Raw genomic sequence first — 15,706 nt, forward strand, 5'->3', positions numbered from 1 at the left:
ACCCCCGCCATCGAGCGCCGCATCAAAGCCGCTCTTACACATGGAGCGAGCCGCCAAAGGACGAGGCAACATCATCGTCGTCGCAGCCACTCCCGCTAACACAGGTGTTTTGATGACAGTTCCGGCAATGACCACAACAGCAGGTACACCGTGACCGAGGCTGTCACGGTGGCCAGGACCGCCTGCGGATTCACCACACCCCGCAGTGCCTCCGCCGTCTCCTCCCACACCGAGTCCATCGCCAACGCCAGGGCCAGCGCATACCGCCCGTCACTTCCAAGCAGCGGCCCCTCCTCCAACAACGAAAGGCAGTCCCGCCCCTGCTTCTTTCGCTCGCACCACCGCCCATAGGCGCGCGTCAGCTCCGCCGACGCATCGTCCAGCAGGTGCAGTTCCCGCGCTTCCGCCTCTCCCAGAGGGCGGATCCGATGCGTGCGTGCCTCGTACCCGAACACGCCACTGCGTTCGGGCATGCCGAACAACGCCCGCGCATCCCGCAGCGGATGCGCGAACGGACGGACCTCCCGCGCGAGCTCCGCAACAGCCCTCTTGAACTCGCCCTGCGTCAGCTCCGCGTCCTCCAGCGGAGCCTCCTCCTCCCGGGGCGTCACGACGACCGGGTCCGCGCGCCCCGTGTCCAGACGCACGACCCGGACGGACGCGCAGCCCGTCAGGAGGACCAGCAACAGCAGGCACTGCCACCCACGACGCAAGCCTACGGGCACTTCACCACGCCACCATCCGTCGCCGCCGCGGCCACGCGGGCGCACGCGGCCTGCACGGTGGCCGTGTCCTTCAAGTCACGCGCGAGCCTCGCGGTGGACAACTGCAGCTCCATGTCCTTCGCATGCCCCGGCTCCGAGCCCAGGCTCGTCAGGATGCGCAGGGCGTCCTGCTTGCGCCCCATCACCGTGAGCAGGTCCGCCAGCTCCTGCATCTCCCCCACGTCCGCGCCCGACACCGTCTCCAGGGCCTTCTGCAGCTCCCCTTCCGCCGCCACGCGGTCGTCCGTCGCCAGGTGCGCTCTCGCGAGCGCCACGTGCACGATGGCGCGGTCCTTCACCTTCAGCGATTCGCCGTAGGCCTTCAGCGCCTCTTCACGCTTGCCCAGCTTGAGCTGGATCTCCGCCACCAGCTCCCACAGCGTTGGATCCTTCGGCGACTTCTTCGCGGCCTCGTCGTACGCCGCCGCCGCCTCCGGCAACCGGCCCGCGCGCACCTCCGCGTCTCCCAGCGCCGTCAGCACCTCCGGCGTGCGCACGCCCTGCCCCGTCACCTTGCGCAACAGCCCGAGCACCTCGTCCTGCCGCCCCTGCTTCGTCAGCACGTCCACCGCCCGCACCAGCAGGTCGGCCTTCGACGCGTCCGGAGCGGCCTCGGCCGCCTGCGTGAAGTCGCGCACCGCCTCGTCGTGGTCGCCTCGCTCCTCGGCCAGCTCTCCCAGCTGCTCCAGCGCGTTGAAGTCCTTCGGATGCAGCGCCAGCGCCTTCTGCAGCGACTGCCGCGCTTCGTCCTTCTTGCCCAGCTGCGCCTGGATGAACCCCAGCCGGCTCCAGTTGGTGGAGCGCTTCGCATCCAACCGCAGCGCCACCTCGAACTCCTTCGCGGCCTCCTCCAGCCGGCTCATCGACAGGAGCACCTCACCCCTCGCGGCGGGCAGGCGCGGATCCGCGGGCGCCAGCGTCTTCATCTCGTCGAAGGACTTGAGCGCGGCGTCGAAGTTGCCCTTGAGGTACTCGGAGTTGCCCTGGAGGTAGAGCCCTTCCGCCTGGTCCTTCGGATCGAGCTTCGGCGTTTCGGTGCAGGCCCCGGAGGCCAGCAGGGCAATGAGCGGCAGGGCACGCAGACGCGAGGACATGAGAGGCTCCGGAAGACTCAGAAGTGATACGCGATGCCGGCGTTGACATCGAAGTTGAGGCCGTCGCCCGCGCCGTCGTCCGCGAGCCCCAGCACCGCCTGCGCGATGTTCGTTCCCAGCTCCAGCTGGAAGCCCACGTGGCCCGCCAGCAGGTACTCCAACCCCACGAATCCCACGACGGACGGCAGCGGGCCCGTACTCTGGAAGATGCCGTAGTCGCCGAACGACAACTGCACGCCCAGGCCGAAGCCCCAGTACGGCCGCAGGTCCTTCTCCAGGCGGTGATAGTGCCGCGCCCCCACGATGCTGGGCAGCACGTTGAGCTCGCCCTCTTCGTCGCCGCCGGCATGCACCCAGGTGAAGCCGACCTGCACGAAGCCCTGCCATTCCGGGTGGAACCAGTAGCCCATCTCCAGGTCCAGGCCCGGATTCAAGGACGACAGCTTGTCGATGAAGCTGTTGTTGAAGCGCAGCCCCAGCGTCAGCCCGCCCCCCGGCGACGACGCGACCGCGCCGCCCAGGAGCGGCCGGGCCGGAACGACCTCACCGGGCGACTCCAGCGCGATGCTCAACTCGTCGGACACGGCGACGACCGCGCGCAGGAGCTCGCCGTCCTCGGAGGCCTCCGTGCGTGGCCGCGCGAGCGTGCGGCCATCCCGCGTGTCCACGAGGCTCGCGTCGAGGAGGTACTGCCCCCCGAAGCGATCCAACCGGCCCGTGAGGACGTAGCGCGCGCCCGTCAGCGAGGACAGCTCCTGGACGCACTCGCCCTTCTCACAAGGGGCGCTGCCCACCAGCTCCTGCTGGCGCTCAGCGCCGACCCGCTGCTGGAGGTCCCGCTGGGACAGCACGCGCAGCCGGGGCGACTCCGCGAGCCGGCCCGAGATGAGCAACGTGATGCCCTGCGCGGCATCCCTCCCCGCCGCGTTGGCGGCCAGAGGCAGCACCGCCACCGTGAGCGGCTCGGCGACGGCCGCCCCCTCCTGGGCGAAGACAGGCGACGACAGCGCTACGAGGCACGAGATGAAGAGCCGGGGGAGGCGGGACACGGCCGACACTCTACCCTCCTCCCGGCCCGCGCCCAGGCCTTCCGTGGCCGCTTCCCTGCCCGCTCACCCCTGATGGTTGAGCTTCGCCGCCAGGGAACGCACCACGACGCGCGGGCTGACCCGCACCGAGAAGGCCGCCAGCCAGTTGAGCACGCCGTGGATGGAGACCACCCGCCCCTTCATCATCGCCGCGTAGGCATGGCCCGCGACCTCGGGCGCCTCCGCCACGCCCGGCCGATTGAACAGGCGAGACTCCGCGTTGCCGGCGCGCCCGGCGAACTCCGTCTTCGTGGCGCCCGGGCAGTGGCAGGTCACCGTCACGCCCGTGCCCTCCAGCTCGACCGCGAGCGCCTCCGTGAACGACAGCACGAACGCCTTCGTCGCGTAGTACGTGGCCATGTACGGCCCCGGCAGGAAGCCCGCGGTGGACGCGATGTTGAGGATGCGCCCCTGCTTGCGCTCGCGCATGGGCCGCGCGAACAGGTGCGTGAGCTTGAGCAGCGCGGCGCAGTTGACCTCCACCATCTCCGCCTCGCGCCCCAGGTCCTGCTCCAGGAACGGCCCGGAGGAACCGAACCCCGCGTTGTTCACAAGGAAGTCCACCGCGAGCCCCAGCTCCTGCACGCGCGCGAAGAGCTGCTCTGGCGCGGAGGGCTGTCCCAGGTCCGCAGGCAGCACGTGCGCCTTCACACCGTGCGCCTGCTCCAGTCTGCGGGCCAGTTCCTCCAGCTTCGCCACGCCGCGCGCGACGAGGATGACGTCGTGCCCGTCCTTCGCGAACTGCTCCGCGAACTGCACTCCGAGCCCTGCTGACGCGCCGGTGATGAGCGCCACTTTCCGCGACATGGTGATGCCTCCCGGCGCGCCGATATAGCAGCACTACGCGAGCAGAAGGCCCGGGCCCGCGCACAAAGCGGTTGCCCCTGGGGATCCACGGCCATATTCGGAAGAGGACCCCGAGGACGTGGAGCCCGGCATGGAGCGGATGGACACCCTCGAAGCGCTGCTCGCACGCGGACGGACGGAGGACGTAGCGCTCGGTGCGCCCGGCAGGCAGGGCATGACGTACGGCGCGCTGCGGGACCTCACCGCGAAGGTCCGCGAGCAATTGAATGCGTGGGGCCTGGGGCAGGGAGACCGCGTCGCGCTGGTGCTCCCCAACGGGCCGGAGATGGCGGCGGCCTTCCTCGCCGTGGCCAGCGCCGCGACGACCGCGCCGCTCAATCCCGCCTACCGCGCGGATGAGCTCACGTTCTACCTGGACGACCTCAAGGCCCGTGCCCTCATCGTGCTCGAAGGAGCGGAGGGACCGGCCCGCGAGGTCGCGCGCGCACGCGACCTCCCGCTCATCGAACTGCGTCCGACGCAGGAGGGGCTCGCGGGGCACTTCACGCTCGTGGCCGGGCAGCCCTTCTCGGGCACGGCGCATCGCACCGGCCCCGCCAGCGCGGACGACGTCGCGCTGGTGCTGCACACGTCGGGCACGACCGCGCGGCCCAAGCAGGTGCCACTGACACACGCGAACCTCCGCGCCTCCGCGCGGCACATCGGCGCGCAGCTGGGCCTGGGGCCCACGGATGCGTGCCTCAACATCATGCCGCTGTTCCACATCCACGGGCTCGTGGCGGCGGTGCTGTCCAGCCTGGGCGCCGGAGGCCGCGTGGTGTGCACGCCCGGCTTCAACGCCCTGCGCTTCTTCTCCTGGTTCGAGGAGGTCCGCCCCACCTGGTACACGGCCGTGCCCACCATGCATCAGGCGCTGCTGGAGCGCGCCCACCGCAACGCGGACAGCCTGAAGGACCACCACCTGCGCTTCATCCGGTCCTCCTCCGCGTCGCTGCCGCCGCAGGTGATGGAGGAACTGGAGCGCGTCTTCAGCGTGCCCGTCATCGAGAGCTACGGCATGACGGAGGCCGCGCACCAGATGGCCTCCAACCCGCTGCCGCCGCGTCCCCGGTACGCGGGCTCAGTAGGGCTCGCCGCCGGGCCGGAGGTCGCCATCATGGACGACGCGGGCACGCTGCTGCCCTCGGGCGCGACTGGCGAAGTGGTCATCCGCGGTCCCAACGTCATGTCCGGCTATGTGAACAACCCCGAAGCCAACGCGCGCGCCTTCACCCACGGATGGTTCCGCACGGGCGACCAGGGGACGCTCGACGCGCAGGGCTACCTGCGACTCACCGGACGGCTGAAGGAGCTGATCAATCGCGGCGGGGAGAAGGTGAGCCCGCTGGAGGTGGACACCGTGCTGCTGGATCATCCCGCCGTGCAGCAGGCCGTGACGTTCGCCCTGCCCCACCCCAAGCTCGGTGAGGACGTGGCCGCCGCCGTCGTCCTTCGTGAGGGCCACGCGCCCACCGAGCGCGAGCTGCGCGACTTCGTGGCCTCACGCGTGGCGGACTTCAAGGTGCCCCGCCGCATCGTCTTCCTCACGGAGCTGCCCAAGGGCCCCACTGGCAAGGTGCAGCGCATCGGGCTCGCGCAGCGGCTGGGGCTCACGTCATGAGGATCGCCATCTTCGGCGCGGGCGCCATCGGCGGCTTCCTGGGCGTCAAGCTGCTCCAGGCCGGCGCGGACGTCACCTTCATCGCGCGAGGCGCCCACCTGGACGCGATGCGCGCCCACGGCGTCACGCTCACCAGCGGCGGCGAGACGGTCACCGTGCGTCCGCATTGCACGGAGTCGCCCGACGACGCGGGCCCGCAGGACTACGTCTTCCTCACGCTCAAGGCCCACGCCCTGCCCGCCGCGGCGCCTCAAATCGCCCGGCTGCTGGGCCCGGAGACGGCGCTCGTCACCGGCATCAACGGCGTGCCCTACTGGTACTTCCACGGGCTCGAAGGCCCGTACGCGGGCCGCCACGTCGAGAGCGTGGATCCCGGCGGCGTGATCCTGCGCACCCTGCCTCCCGAGCGCGTCATCGCCACCGTGGTGTACCCGGCCGCGGAGGTCGTCTCTCCCGGCGTCATCGTGCACACGTACAACGACCGCGTGACGCTGGGCGAACCCGACGGCAGCAAGAGCCCGCGCGTGCAGGCCCTGTCGCAGCTCATGATGAAGGCCGGCCTCAAGTCGCCCGTGCGCCCCCGCATCCGCGATGAAATCTGGGTGAAGCTCTGGGGCAACCTCGCCTTCAACCCGCTGTCCGTGCTCACCGGCGCGACGCTCGACGTCCTCGCCCGCCAGCCGGACCTGCGCGCCGTGGCCCGCACGATGATGCTGGAGGCCCAGGCCGTGGCGGAAACGCTGGGCACCCGCTTCCTCATCGACGTGGATCAGCGCATCCAGGGCGCGGCCCAGGTCGGCGCGCACAAGACGTCCATGCTCCAGGACCTGGAGCGCGGGCGGCCCATGGAGATCGACGCGCTGCTGGGCGCCGTCGTGGAGCTGGGCCAGCTCACCGGCAAGCCCATGCCCACCTGCGAGAACATCCTCGCCCTGGTGCGCGAGCGCGCCCGCCACGCCGGAGGCTACCCTCCCCGCGCGACACCACCCGCTCCCGAGGCAACCTAATCGGACGCGGACGGCATCACGCCCAGGTACTCCAGCGGATCCGCCGGCTTGCCGTCCACGCGCACTTCAAAGTGCACGTGCGGGCCGGACGTGCGGCCGGACTCACCCACCGTGGCGATGACCTGCCCGCGCCGGACCTTCTGCCCCGTCTTCACGCGCAGGTCGCGGTTGTGCGCGTAGAGCGTGATCAGCGGCGACGCGTGCTCCACGATGACGATGAGGCCGTAGCCCTTCTGCTCGCCCGCGTAGAGGACCGTGCCCTCCTGCGCCGTCTTGATGGGCGTGCCCGCGGGCGCCGCCAGGTCGATGCCGTCGTGCGGCTCCTTGCCCTTCTTGCCGAAGCGGCCATACAGCACGCCCCTCAACGGCCAGTCGAGCATCCCCTGCGTCGCGAGCCTCGGACGCGACGGCGCGCCCGGACGCCCCGACACCACGCGCGCACGCGGCGGATCCTCGCGGCGCGACACCGCCGGCACCGAGCGGCGCGGCGTGGACACCGGCGCCTGCCCCGGCTTGGAGAGCACCAGCTCCGGCTCCTCGTCGGACAGCGGCCCGGGGTCGCCGTACTTCGGAGGCTCGCTGCCCGGAATCAGCAACTCCTTGCCCACCGCCAGCTCGCGCGGATCCTTGATGCCGTTGGCCTGGGCCAGCTCGTCCACCGTGATGCCGTACGTCTTGGCGATGCGGTACATCGTCTCGCCCGCCGCCACGCGGTGGCGCACCGCCACCAGCTCCGGCTCCTCGTGCGTGGGCCTCAGCGCGAAGGACAGCGGCTTGCCGTTGCTCGTCGACTCGGGCCGCACGCCGGCCGTGTCCAGCTGGGAGGAGGAAGCGGCCTGGGTGCCCACGCAGCCGCTGAACAGCGCGGCCGCGAGCAACACCCAGAGCGCCCTGCCCGCTCGGCTGGAGCCGCCCGGCCCCAACCTCAGGCACCGCCGCCCGAACCGTGCCGCTTGAAGCCCTGCAGGTTCCACCCCGAGAGCTCGGGGATGCGACCGTGGTCGGTCATCTCGAAGTGCAGCGGCGTCACCGACACGCGCTTCTCATCGATGACGGTGTTGCAGTCGCTGCCCGGGATGTCGTCGTGCGCGTACTCCGTGCCGCCAATCCAGTAGTACTTGCGGCCGCGCGGGTCCTCCTTCTCCACGACGTTGCTGCCGTAGGAGTGACGCCCCTGCTTGGTGATGACGTAGCCGTCCGGCTCCACGCCGCCAGGGATGTTCACGTTGAGGAGCATCCGGGGCGGCAGGGGCCGCGACAGCGCCTCCGTCACCAGCGCCCGCGCGAAGCGGCCCGCCGGCCCGAAGTCGAACGGCCCCCGCGTCACCAGGCTGAACGCGATGGCCGGGACGCCCAGGAACGCGGCCTCCATGGCCGCCGCCACCGTCCCGGAGTACATGATGTCGTCCGCTAGGTTCGCGCCGTGATTGATGCCGGAGACCATGAGCTGGGGACGATTGTCCTTCAGCAAGTGGTTCACCGCCAGATACGAGCAATCCGTGGGGGTGCCGTCCACGGCGAACCACCGCTCGCGCACCTCCTTGATGCGCAGCGGCCGGTGCAGGCTGATGGCATGGGAGGCGGCGCTCTGCTCACGGTCAGGCGCCACCACCCACACCTCGCCCAGGGGGCTCACCGCCTCCACCAACGTCTGCAGCCCTTCGGAGAAGTAGCCGTCGTCGTTGGAGACGAGGATGCGGGGGCGCGAAGTGCTCACGGTCACTGCTTCTTCGCGAGCGAGCGGAAGGCGGTGCGGCCCGCGTACCGCGCACCGGCGCCCAGCTCCTCTTCGATGCGCAGGAGCTGGTTGTACTTGGCCACGCGGTCGGAGCGCGACGCCGAGCCCGTCTTGATCTGCCCGCAGTCCAGCGCCACCGCCAGGTCCGCGATGGTGGTGTCCTCGGACTCGCCGGAGCGGTGGCTCATGATGGACGTCATGCCCGCCTTGTGCGCCATGCGCACCGCGTCGAACGTCTCCGTGAGCGAACCAATCTGGTTCACCTTCACCAGGATGGAGTTCGCCGTGCCCGTCTCGATGCCCCTGGACAGCCGCTCCACGTTGGTGACGAAGAGGTCGTCACCCACCAGCTGCACCTTGTCACCCAGCGCGTCGGTGAGCTTCTTCCAGCCCTCCCAGTCATCCTCCGCCATGCCGTCTTCGATGGAGATGATGGGGTACTTCTGGGACAGGCCCCGGTAGTACTCCAGCAGGCCCTGCGAGTCGTACTCCTTGCCCTCGCCCTTGAGCTTGTACTTCTTGGAGCCCTTGTCGAAGAACTCGCTCGCGGCCACGTCCAGCGCCAGGAACAGCTGCTCGCCCGCCTTGAAGCCCGCGGCGTCGATGGCCTCCATGATGAGCTTGAGCGCCTCTTCGTTGGCCGGCAGGTCCGGGGCGTAGCCGCCCTCGTCGCCCACGCCCGTGGCCAGCTTGCGGGCCTTCAGAATCTTCTTGAGCGCGTGGAACACCTCCGCGCCCCAGCGCAGGCCCTCCGCGAACGTCGTCGCGCCGGCGGGCACCACCATGAACTCCTGCACGTCCACGCGGGTGTCCGCGTGCGCGCCGCCGTTGAGGATGTTCATCAGCGGCACGGGCAGCGTGCGCGCCTGCAGACCGCCCACGTAGCGGTACAGCGGCAGGCCGTGCGCGTCAGCGGCGGCGCGCGCGGTGGCCATGGAGACGGCGAGGATGGAGTTGGCGCCCAGCTTGGACTTGGTGGACGTGCCGTCCAGCTCGATCATCCGCTGGTCCACGGCCACCTGGTCCACGGCGTCCATGCCGATGAGCGCCGGCCCGATGGTGTCGCGCACGTGGTCCACGGCCTTCTTCACGCCCTTGCCCAGGTAGCGGCCCTTGTCGCCGTCACGCAGCTCGTGCGCCTCGTGCTCGCCGGTGGAGGCGCCAGAGGGCACCGTCGCGCGGCCACGCGAGCCGCCCACGAGCAGCACTTCGGCCTCCACGGTCGGATTGCCACGGGAATCGAGCACTTCACGCGCCAGGATTTGAGCGATCTCGGTCATAGGGCGCCGGTTCTACGAAGCACGGGCGGAACGGGCAAGCACGCTCGCACTGGCCGCCTGCTACAGTGTCCAGCCGCCGAATGCCTCCTCCTCCCAAGCGCCGCGTCACGGGCCCCGACCCACTGCCCGGCCAGCGCGCCCGGGGCGCCCTCCTGGGCCTCGCCATCGGCAACGCCCTGGCCGTCCCCACCGCGGGCAGGCCCTTCTACGCGCCAGCCTTCCCCCAGCTCGCCGAGGGGCCGTACCAGGGCATGCACGGAGGCGGCCCGCACGACCTGCGCAAGGGGCAGGTGACGGAGCCCACCCAGCTCGCGGTGGCGCTGGCCCTGAGCCTGCGGGACATGAAGCGCTACGACGCGGGGGACGCCCTCAAGCGCTACCGGGCCTGGCAGTCGCACGCCATCTCCGTCAGCGGGCCCATGAAGGAGCTGTTCCAGGAGTGTGACGCGAGCCTCCCGCCCCAGCTGAAGGACGCCGGCAAGCGCGTGTGGCAGAAGAACCTCCGGCGGCTGGCCCCCGCGGGCGCCCTCCCGCGCGTGGTGCCCCTGGGCGTGCACCTGGCGAGGGACTCCTTCGCCCTGGCGAAGGCGGCGCTGGAGGACACAGCCCTCACCCACTTCGACCCACGCAGCCAGCTGGCGGGCGCGGGGCTGTGCGCCGCCATCGCCAAGGCGGTGACGGGCGGACCGAACCTGAAGGCCGCGGACCTGCTGCCCGCCGCGGAGGTGGGCATCTCCCTGGCGGCCGCCGCCCTGGGAAAGCTGGAGAAGGACTACGTCCAGGAGGTGGCCTTCGCCGCGAAGCTCCTGCGTGAGGACCTGGCCCTGGCGGCCCAGGACGACCCGCAGCTCTATGGCCCAGAGCTGCACATGCACCGGCCCGGCAATAACGCGGTGCGTGCAGCGTTCCGGCTGGCCTTCTGGGAGCTGCTCCACGTCCCCACCGCAGAGGCGGCGCTCCTGGACGTCGTCCACCGGGGCGGCGACACGGAGGTCCACGGCTCCGTCACCGGGGCGCTGGTGGGCGCCTTCCACGGCGAGGGCGCGCTGCCAGAGGAATGGCGCCAGAAGGTCCTCCTGGCCCTCCAGCCCTACAACCCCCTCCAGAAGGGAACGGTGCTGTGGGAGGTGTACCACCCCCGGCACCTGCTGCTGCTGGCGCCGGGGTGAGGAGGCCCGCAAGTGCGAAGCCCGCGGGGGCTGTCCGTTGAGGGACAGCCCGGCCGCGGGCTCCGGGACACGCCGTGGCGCAGGGGCCACGGGTGGGATGGGTCATCAACCGAGCAGGTCGATGACGACGACGCCTCGTGACGGCTTCTCTTCCTCGGTGTCCGTCCTCCGGTGGGGACGGTCATCGGGTGCAGGCAGTGGGAGCTCCACCACCGGCCGCTCGTAATCCTCGCGGCGGAGCCGCTCGCGGCGCTTGATTTCTTCAATGATGAAAGCGTCGAGCATGGGTTCGGTTTCTCCCTCAGCCTACGTACCCCGATGTACGCCCGCCGTCCCGCCCCCTTACCACTTCCACATCTCTTTGATGCAAATTAAGAACCCCGGTTTCTTTCTGGGGATGGCACCCTGATTCCGCATGGCTGCTCGTCCACCTCCCGACATCCGGGACACAGCAACCGTGCCACGGATGTCAGGGAAGTGTCCGTGGACGTTCAAAATTCGCCTGATCCTAATGCGTTCGCCGCGCGCCGCAACACGACTCATTTCAGGTGGCCCCCCTCCGCTCGCGTGGCACGGCTCCAGCCGAAAAGGGCCCGCCCGCCCCCCTGCTCCCGTGCACGGCATGGGCCGTGTGGGATGACAGGCAGGCGGGCGGAAAACTGACGCGGGTCGTCAGTGGTGACGAAAGCCGTCGACGAAAGCCGTCAGGGGGCTTCCGCGCGGCGCTTGAAGGCCTCCAGCATCTTGGGGAGCTGGGTTTCCGTCAGGGTGTTGATGATGGCCTTGGGGATGAGGGCGCCCAGGGCCATCTCCACGTTGTAGGTCGCGCGCGTCTTGCCCTCGCCCTCGGGCTCCAGCGTCCAGCTGCCCTTGTTGTCCTTCATCACCTCGCCCTCGACGAAGGTCCAGGACATGCGCTTGGGGCGCTCCTCGGTGACGCGGATGGTGTAGCGGATGCGCTTCACCACATCGACCTCGTAGTGCACCTGGACGGTGTTCCCCTGGCGCTGGGAGGTGGAGACCTTCTTCACCTCCGGGAGGAACTCCGCGTAGCGGTCGTAGTTGGTGATGATGTCGAAGACCTTCTCGACGGGGGCGTTGATGGTGATGGTGCGCGTGGCGCCGGCCATGGCGGTGTCTCCGAAGGAGTGAAGGACGGACGAGGCTGACGGACAGCTTACGGCGCGTAGCCCGGCTTCTTGTCGAACTTGTGGTTGGACTGGATGAAGCGGACGGTGCCCGTCTTGCTGCGCATGACGACGGAGTGCGTCTCACAGCCGCCGCCGAAGAAGCGCACGCCCTTGAGGAAGTCGCCGCTCGTCACGCCCGTGGCGGCGAACATCACCTCGCCGCGGGCCAGCTCCTCCGCGGTGTAGATCTTGTGGATGTCGGTGATGCCCATCTTCCTGGCGCGGTCGATTTCCCCCTGGTTGCGAGGCACCAGCCGCCCCTGCAGGTCGCCGCCCGTGGCGCGGATGGCGGCCGCGGCGATGACGCCTTCCGGCGCGCCGCCAATGCCCATGAGCACGTCCACGCCGGAGCCCTCGAAGCAGGTGGCGATGGCGCCCGCCACGTCACCGTCCTCGATGAGGCGCACGCGCGCGCCCGCGGCGCGGACCTCCTTGATGAGGTCGGCGTGGCGCTCGCGGTCCAGAATCATGACCGTGAGGTCCTCCACGTAGAGCTTCATGCGCTCCGCGATGGCGCGCAGGTTCTCCGTGGGGGACTTCGTCAGGTCGATGGCGCCCTTGGCGCGCGGGCCCACGGCGAGCTTCTCCATGTACGTGTCGGGCGCGTTGAGCAGGCCGCCCTGGCTGGACATGGCCACGACGGAGATTGAGCCCGGGCGGCCGTAGGCGCACAGGTTGGTGCCCTCCAGCGGGTCCAGGGCGATGTCCACCGCGGGGGCGCCGTCGTCGCGGCGGCCGACCTTCTCACCGATGTAGAGCATGGGCGCCTCGTCGCGCTCGCCCTCGCCGATGACGACCGTGCCGTCGATGTTCAGCGCGTCGAAGGCGCGGCGCATCGCGTCCACGGCGGCCTGGTCGGACTCGTCCTTGTTGCCGCGGCCCATGAGCCGGGCGGAGGCGATGGCCGCCATCTCGGTGACGCGCACGACCTCCATTGCCAGGTTGCGATCCATTGTCGGGTGCTCCTCGTTCGGGAATTCGGGAAGGGAAAAAGTCAGGTGTCGGAGTCGTCCGCGGCCTTCAGGCGGGCGATGGCTTCGGGCAGCCGCTGGGGTTTGCCGTCACGCCCCACGCAGGCGTGCATGGTGCGGCCGGTGCACAGCAGCGTGGGGGAGTCACCGTCGCGCAGCAACTCGTAGGTGAACACGAGTGACGCGCGGCGCAACTCTCCCAGGGTGGTGCGGATGAGGAGCATGTCGTCGTAGCGCGCGGAGGCCTTGTAGTGGGCGCTGGCCTCCACCACGGGCAGGAGCAGCCCGGTGCTCTCCAGTTCGCGGTAGCTGCCTCCGTGGGCACGGAAGAACTCACTGCGGGCGAACTCGAAGTAGCGGAAGTAGTTCGCGTAGTAGACGACCCCCATCTGATCCGTGTCGCCGTAGATGACGCGCAGCCGTGCCTCGACCATTGAGGCGCCCATATCAGGGCGGGGTGACGTGTCCAAGCGGTGGGCGCGCATGTTGGTTGCTTCTGTTCATCCGGCCGGAGAGGCTGCCGCACCATGTCGCGCCTGATTGCCGCCCTCCTCGTCCTGTTCGCCCTGCCCGCCTCCGCCAAGGCCCCGAAGCTCACGCTGTTCATCAGCGTGGACGCCATGGGCAGCGACGTCCTGTTGAGAAACCGTCCGCGCCTGACGGGGGGCCTGGGCCGGCTGCTCTCCACGGGCGCGTACTACCCCTACGCTCGGTATGCCTACGCGGAGGCCCGGACGGCGCCAGGGCACGCCACGCTGGCCACGGGCGCGAACCCCTGGCGCCACGGCATCGTGGACAACGACATCTACGACCGCGCGGCCGGACAGGCGGTGCAGGTCTACACGGACCCGACGCATCCGGTGCTGAATGGGGAGACGCCTCCCGGGTCGGACACCAGCCCGGTGAACCTGATGGCGGAGACGCTGGCGGACCGGCTGCGCGTGTCCACGCAGGGCCGGGGCAAGGTGGTGGCGCTGTCGTACAAGTCGCGGGCGGCCATTCCGCTGGCCGGGCGCCAGGGCCAGGCCTGGTGGTTCGACGAGGCGACGGGCCGGATGGTGACGAGCACCTGGTACGCGAAGGCGGAGCCCACGTGGATGCAGGCGTTCAACGCGCGCAAGCTGCCGGACGCGGCGTTCAGCAAGACGTGGGAGCTGTTGCGTCCGCGCGCCGAGTACGTGGGCGAGGACGACCGCCCCATGGAGCCGGAGGCCTACGGCATGGGGCGTGTGTTCCCACACGTGTTGAAGGGCGGGCAGCAGGCGCCCGGGCCGGCGTCGTACCGGGCGTTCGCGGTGTCGGGGTTCTCGCATGACCTGCTGGTGCAGGCGGCGAAGGCGGCGCTGGAGGGCGAGGGCCTGGGCAAGGACGACGTGCCGGACATCCTCGCGGTGAGCTTCAGCGGCACGGACGCGGTGTTCCACGCGTTCGGGCCGTACTCGTGGGAGATGCAGGACACGATGCTGCGGTTGGACGTGGCGATGGGGGAGCTCATCGCCGCGGCCGAGCGCGCGGCGGGGGGCAAGGCGAACCTGGTCATCGCGTTGTCGGCGGACCACGGCGGCGCGGAGATTCCGGAGGCGTGGGCGCAGGCGGGCGTGCCGGCCGCGCGGCTCAACCCGGTGGAGGCGGCGAAGGGCCTGGCGCAGGAGCTGAAGGCGAAGTTCGGCGTGGACGTGACGGTGAAGCTGCTGGAGCTGGACGTGTACCTGGGCGGCAAGGCGCTGGAGTCCGGACAGGTGGACGCGGTGGCGGTGCGGCGCGCGGCGGCGGCGTGGCTGGCGAAGCAGCCCTATGCCGTCTGGGCGGTGGCGAAGGACGACCTGGACACGGCGCCGGACCAGGGAGGGCTCATGGCGGCGATGCGCCGTGGCTACTACCCGGTGCGCAGCGGCGACGTGCTGTTCATGGCGAAGCCGTTCCAGGTCGTCAGCGACTACCCGCGCGGCACGAACCACGGCACGCCGTACTCGTATGACACGCAGGTGCCGGTGGTGTTCGCGGGCAAGGGCGTGAAGCCGGGGCTGTACCTGGAGGAGATCAACCCCGTGGACGTGGCGCCCACGCTGTCCGCGATTCTGGAGATGGGGATGCCCGCGTCGGCCGAGGGCAAGCCGCGCGTGGAGGCGTTGGGAAGATAATAGGGTCGCAAGAGCCGACCATTTGAGTCGGGGGGGCTCTACGCTTGGCAATATTGGGCGCGATCGTCTGAACGCCACCTTGCCTCAAGCCCGAGCCCTGCGGTTAGCCAAGATACCGGAGACGTCGCGCCGCGGCCCCACTGGCGTCGGCGCATTCAGACCGAACTCTTGAGCGTCGTGGACGTGCGGCGCCTTGTCTTCCTCGACGAGGCCTTCTGCAATACATCCATGGCACGCGAGTATGGCTCGGCCCCGGGCGCCCGAGGAATTCGCCCAAGAGGCCGCTGGACGCCCCTGACGCGGGTGGGTGCCATCCGTGTCAACTGTCTGCCCAGGCGCACGGCGCACCGAGGGGCCAATAACGGCCGCCTCTCGTGCGCTTCGTGCTCCAGTAGCCGTGCCCCTGGATTCACCCGGGAAACGTCGTGGTGCTGATGGCCCTGCGCTCATCTTCGCAGTCCCGGCCCCCACAGAGGGGGCTGTGCGTCGAATTGATGCCTGGAGGCACAAGACAAGCAGCACACACGACATGACGCAGCGAATTCAGCTCATTTCGGTAGTCAGCACCGATGAGTTGAAGACATCCGGATGCTTGCTCGTCCAGTAAACAAACCCGCCATGCGCCGTCTCCAGGAAGACAGCCACCTCAAACGCCTTTGCCTCCCTTCCAACGCGAAGGGCCTCCTCCAACATCTCGCCTTCATAAACCTTCAACCATCGCCCCCCTCGCTGCTCTTTCCTGGATACATAGAACCGATACCCTCTTTGGCGTGCCAACTCAGCATCAGTCAACATGA

At 69.8% G+C, this 15,706-nt stretch carries 16 protein-coding genes; 4 read left to right on the plus strand and 12 right to left on the minus strand.

Annotated features, from left to right (window positions below; genetic code table 11):
• Positions 1–95: 95 nt before the first annotated feature.
• The 4 genes from D7Y21_RS18080 to D7Y21_RS18095 form a co-directional block, all read right to left on the minus strand.
• Entirely contained in the window at positions 96–713 is a 618-nt protein-coding gene (locus tag D7Y21_RS18080; RefSeq protein ID WP_199735438.1) for a hypothetical protein, read from the minus strand.
• A gap of 2 nt (positions 714–715) precedes the next feature.
• Entirely contained in the window at positions 716–1,858 is a 1,143-nt protein-coding gene (locus tag D7Y21_RS18085) for a lipopolysaccharide assembly protein LapB (RefSeq protein WP_120568300.1), read from the minus strand.
• Positions 1,859–1,875: 17 nt separating this feature from the next.
• A complete protein-coding gene (locus D7Y21_RS18090) occupies positions 1,876–2,907 on the minus strand; it encodes a CsgG/HfaB family protein (protein ID WP_233592100.1) in 1,032 nt (343 codons plus the stop codon).
• Between the two features lie 63 nt (positions 2,908–2,970).
• Entirely contained in the window at positions 2,971–3,753 is a 783-nt protein-coding gene (locus D7Y21_RS18095) for an SDR family oxidoreductase (protein WP_120568298.1), read from the minus strand.
• Positions 3,754–3,892: 139 nt separating this feature from the next.
• On the opposite strand from D7Y21_RS18095, the gene D7Y21_RS18100 reads away from it, so the two are divergent.
• Positions 3,893–5,413 (plus strand): acyl--CoA ligase, encoded by a 1,521-nt coding sequence (locus D7Y21_RS18100; protein WP_233612170.1) that lies wholly within the window; start codon positions 3,893–3,895, stop codon positions 5,411–5,413.
• On the plus strand, positions 5,410–6,420 hold the full coding sequence (locus tag D7Y21_RS18105; protein ID WP_121714659.1) for a 2-dehydropantoate 2-reductase: 1,011 nt from the start codon (positions 5,410–5,412) through the stop codon (positions 6,418–6,420). Before D7Y21_RS18100 ends, D7Y21_RS18105 begins: the two co-directional genes overlap by 4 nt.
• Here D7Y21_RS18105 and D7Y21_RS18110 read toward each other — a convergent pair.
• From D7Y21_RS18110 to eno, 3 genes are read right to left on the minus strand one after another with little or no spacing between them, the layout of a single operon-like run.
• A complete protein-coding gene (locus tag D7Y21_RS18110; RefSeq protein ID WP_233592098.1) occupies positions 6,417–7,301 on the minus strand; it encodes a peptidoglycan DD-metalloendopeptidase family protein in 885 nt (294 codons plus the stop codon). The two genes, D7Y21_RS18105 and D7Y21_RS18110, sit on opposite strands and share 4 nt — an antisense overlap.
• Positions 7,302–7,345: 44 nt before the next feature.
• Positions 7,346–8,137: a 5'/3'-nucleotidase SurE gene (gene surE, locus D7Y21_RS18115; RefSeq protein WP_120568295.1), complete on the minus strand. Its 792-nt coding sequence runs from the start codon at positions 8,135–8,137 to the stop codon at positions 7,346–7,348.
• Positions 8,138–8,139: 2 nt separating this feature from the next.
• Positions 8,140–9,438 (minus strand): phosphopyruvate hydratase, encoded by a 1,299-nt coding sequence (gene eno, locus D7Y21_RS18120; protein WP_121714661.1) that lies wholly within the window; start codon positions 9,436–9,438, stop codon positions 8,140–8,142.
• 80 nt (positions 9,439–9,518) lie between these two features.
• Here eno and D7Y21_RS18125 point away from each other — a divergent pair, with 80 nt between their 5' ends.
• Positions 9,519–10,607 (plus strand): ADP-ribosylglycohydrolase family protein, encoded by a 1,089-nt coding sequence (locus D7Y21_RS18125; protein WP_120568307.1) that lies wholly within the window; start codon positions 9,519–9,521, stop codon positions 10,605–10,607.
• 105 nt (positions 10,608–10,712) lie between these two features.
• Here D7Y21_RS18125 and D7Y21_RS18130 read toward each other — a convergent pair whose 3' ends face one another.
• The 4 genes from D7Y21_RS18130 to D7Y21_RS18145 all read right to left on the minus strand — a co-directional run bounded on the left by D7Y21_RS18130 (position 10,713) and on the right by D7Y21_RS18145 (position 13,202).
• Complete coding sequence (locus D7Y21_RS18130) at positions 10,713–10,892, minus strand: hypothetical protein (protein ID WP_043321424.1); 180 nt, start codon at positions 10,890–10,892, stop codon at positions 10,713–10,715.
• A gap of 419 nt (positions 10,893–11,311) precedes the next feature.
• The gene (locus D7Y21_RS18135; RefSeq protein WP_014396139.1) at positions 11,312–11,737 is read right to left on the minus strand and encodes a type II toxin-antitoxin system RatA family toxin; all 426 of its coding nucleotides are present in this window, start codon (positions 11,735–11,737) and stop codon (positions 11,312–11,314) included.
• Between the two features lie 47 nt (positions 11,738–11,784).
• Complete coding sequence (gene glpX, locus D7Y21_RS18140; RefSeq protein ID WP_121714663.1) at positions 11,785–12,750, minus strand: class II fructose-bisphosphatase; 966 nt, start codon at positions 12,748–12,750, stop codon at positions 11,785–11,787.
• Between the two features lie 41 nt (positions 12,751–12,791).
• Positions 12,792–13,202 carry a thioesterase family protein gene (locus D7Y21_RS18145; RefSeq protein ID WP_120599800.1) on the minus strand — a complete coding sequence of 137 codons (411 nt, stop codon included), beginning with the start codon at positions 13,200–13,202 and terminating at the stop codon, positions 12,792–12,794.
• 93 nt (positions 13,203–13,295) lie between these two features.
• Here D7Y21_RS18145 and D7Y21_RS18150 point away from each other — a divergent pair, with 93 nt between their 5' ends.
• Entirely contained in the window at positions 13,296–14,909 is a 1,614-nt protein-coding gene (locus D7Y21_RS18150) for an alkaline phosphatase family protein (RefSeq protein WP_121714665.1), read from the plus strand.
• Positions 14,910–15,452: 543 nt separating this feature from the next.
• Here D7Y21_RS18150 and D7Y21_RS41470 read toward each other — a convergent pair.
• A complete protein-coding gene (locus tag D7Y21_RS41470; RefSeq protein ID WP_147443431.1) occupies positions 15,453–15,704 on the minus strand; it encodes a hypothetical protein in 252 nt (83 codons plus the stop codon).
• Positions 15,705–15,706: the final 2 nt, after the last annotated feature.

Origin of the sequence: Corallococcus sp. AB045, from assembly GCF_003668895.1 — a bacterium.
Classification (GTDB): Bacteria; Myxococcota; Myxococcia; order Myxococcales; family Myxococcaceae; genus Corallococcus; species Corallococcus coralloides.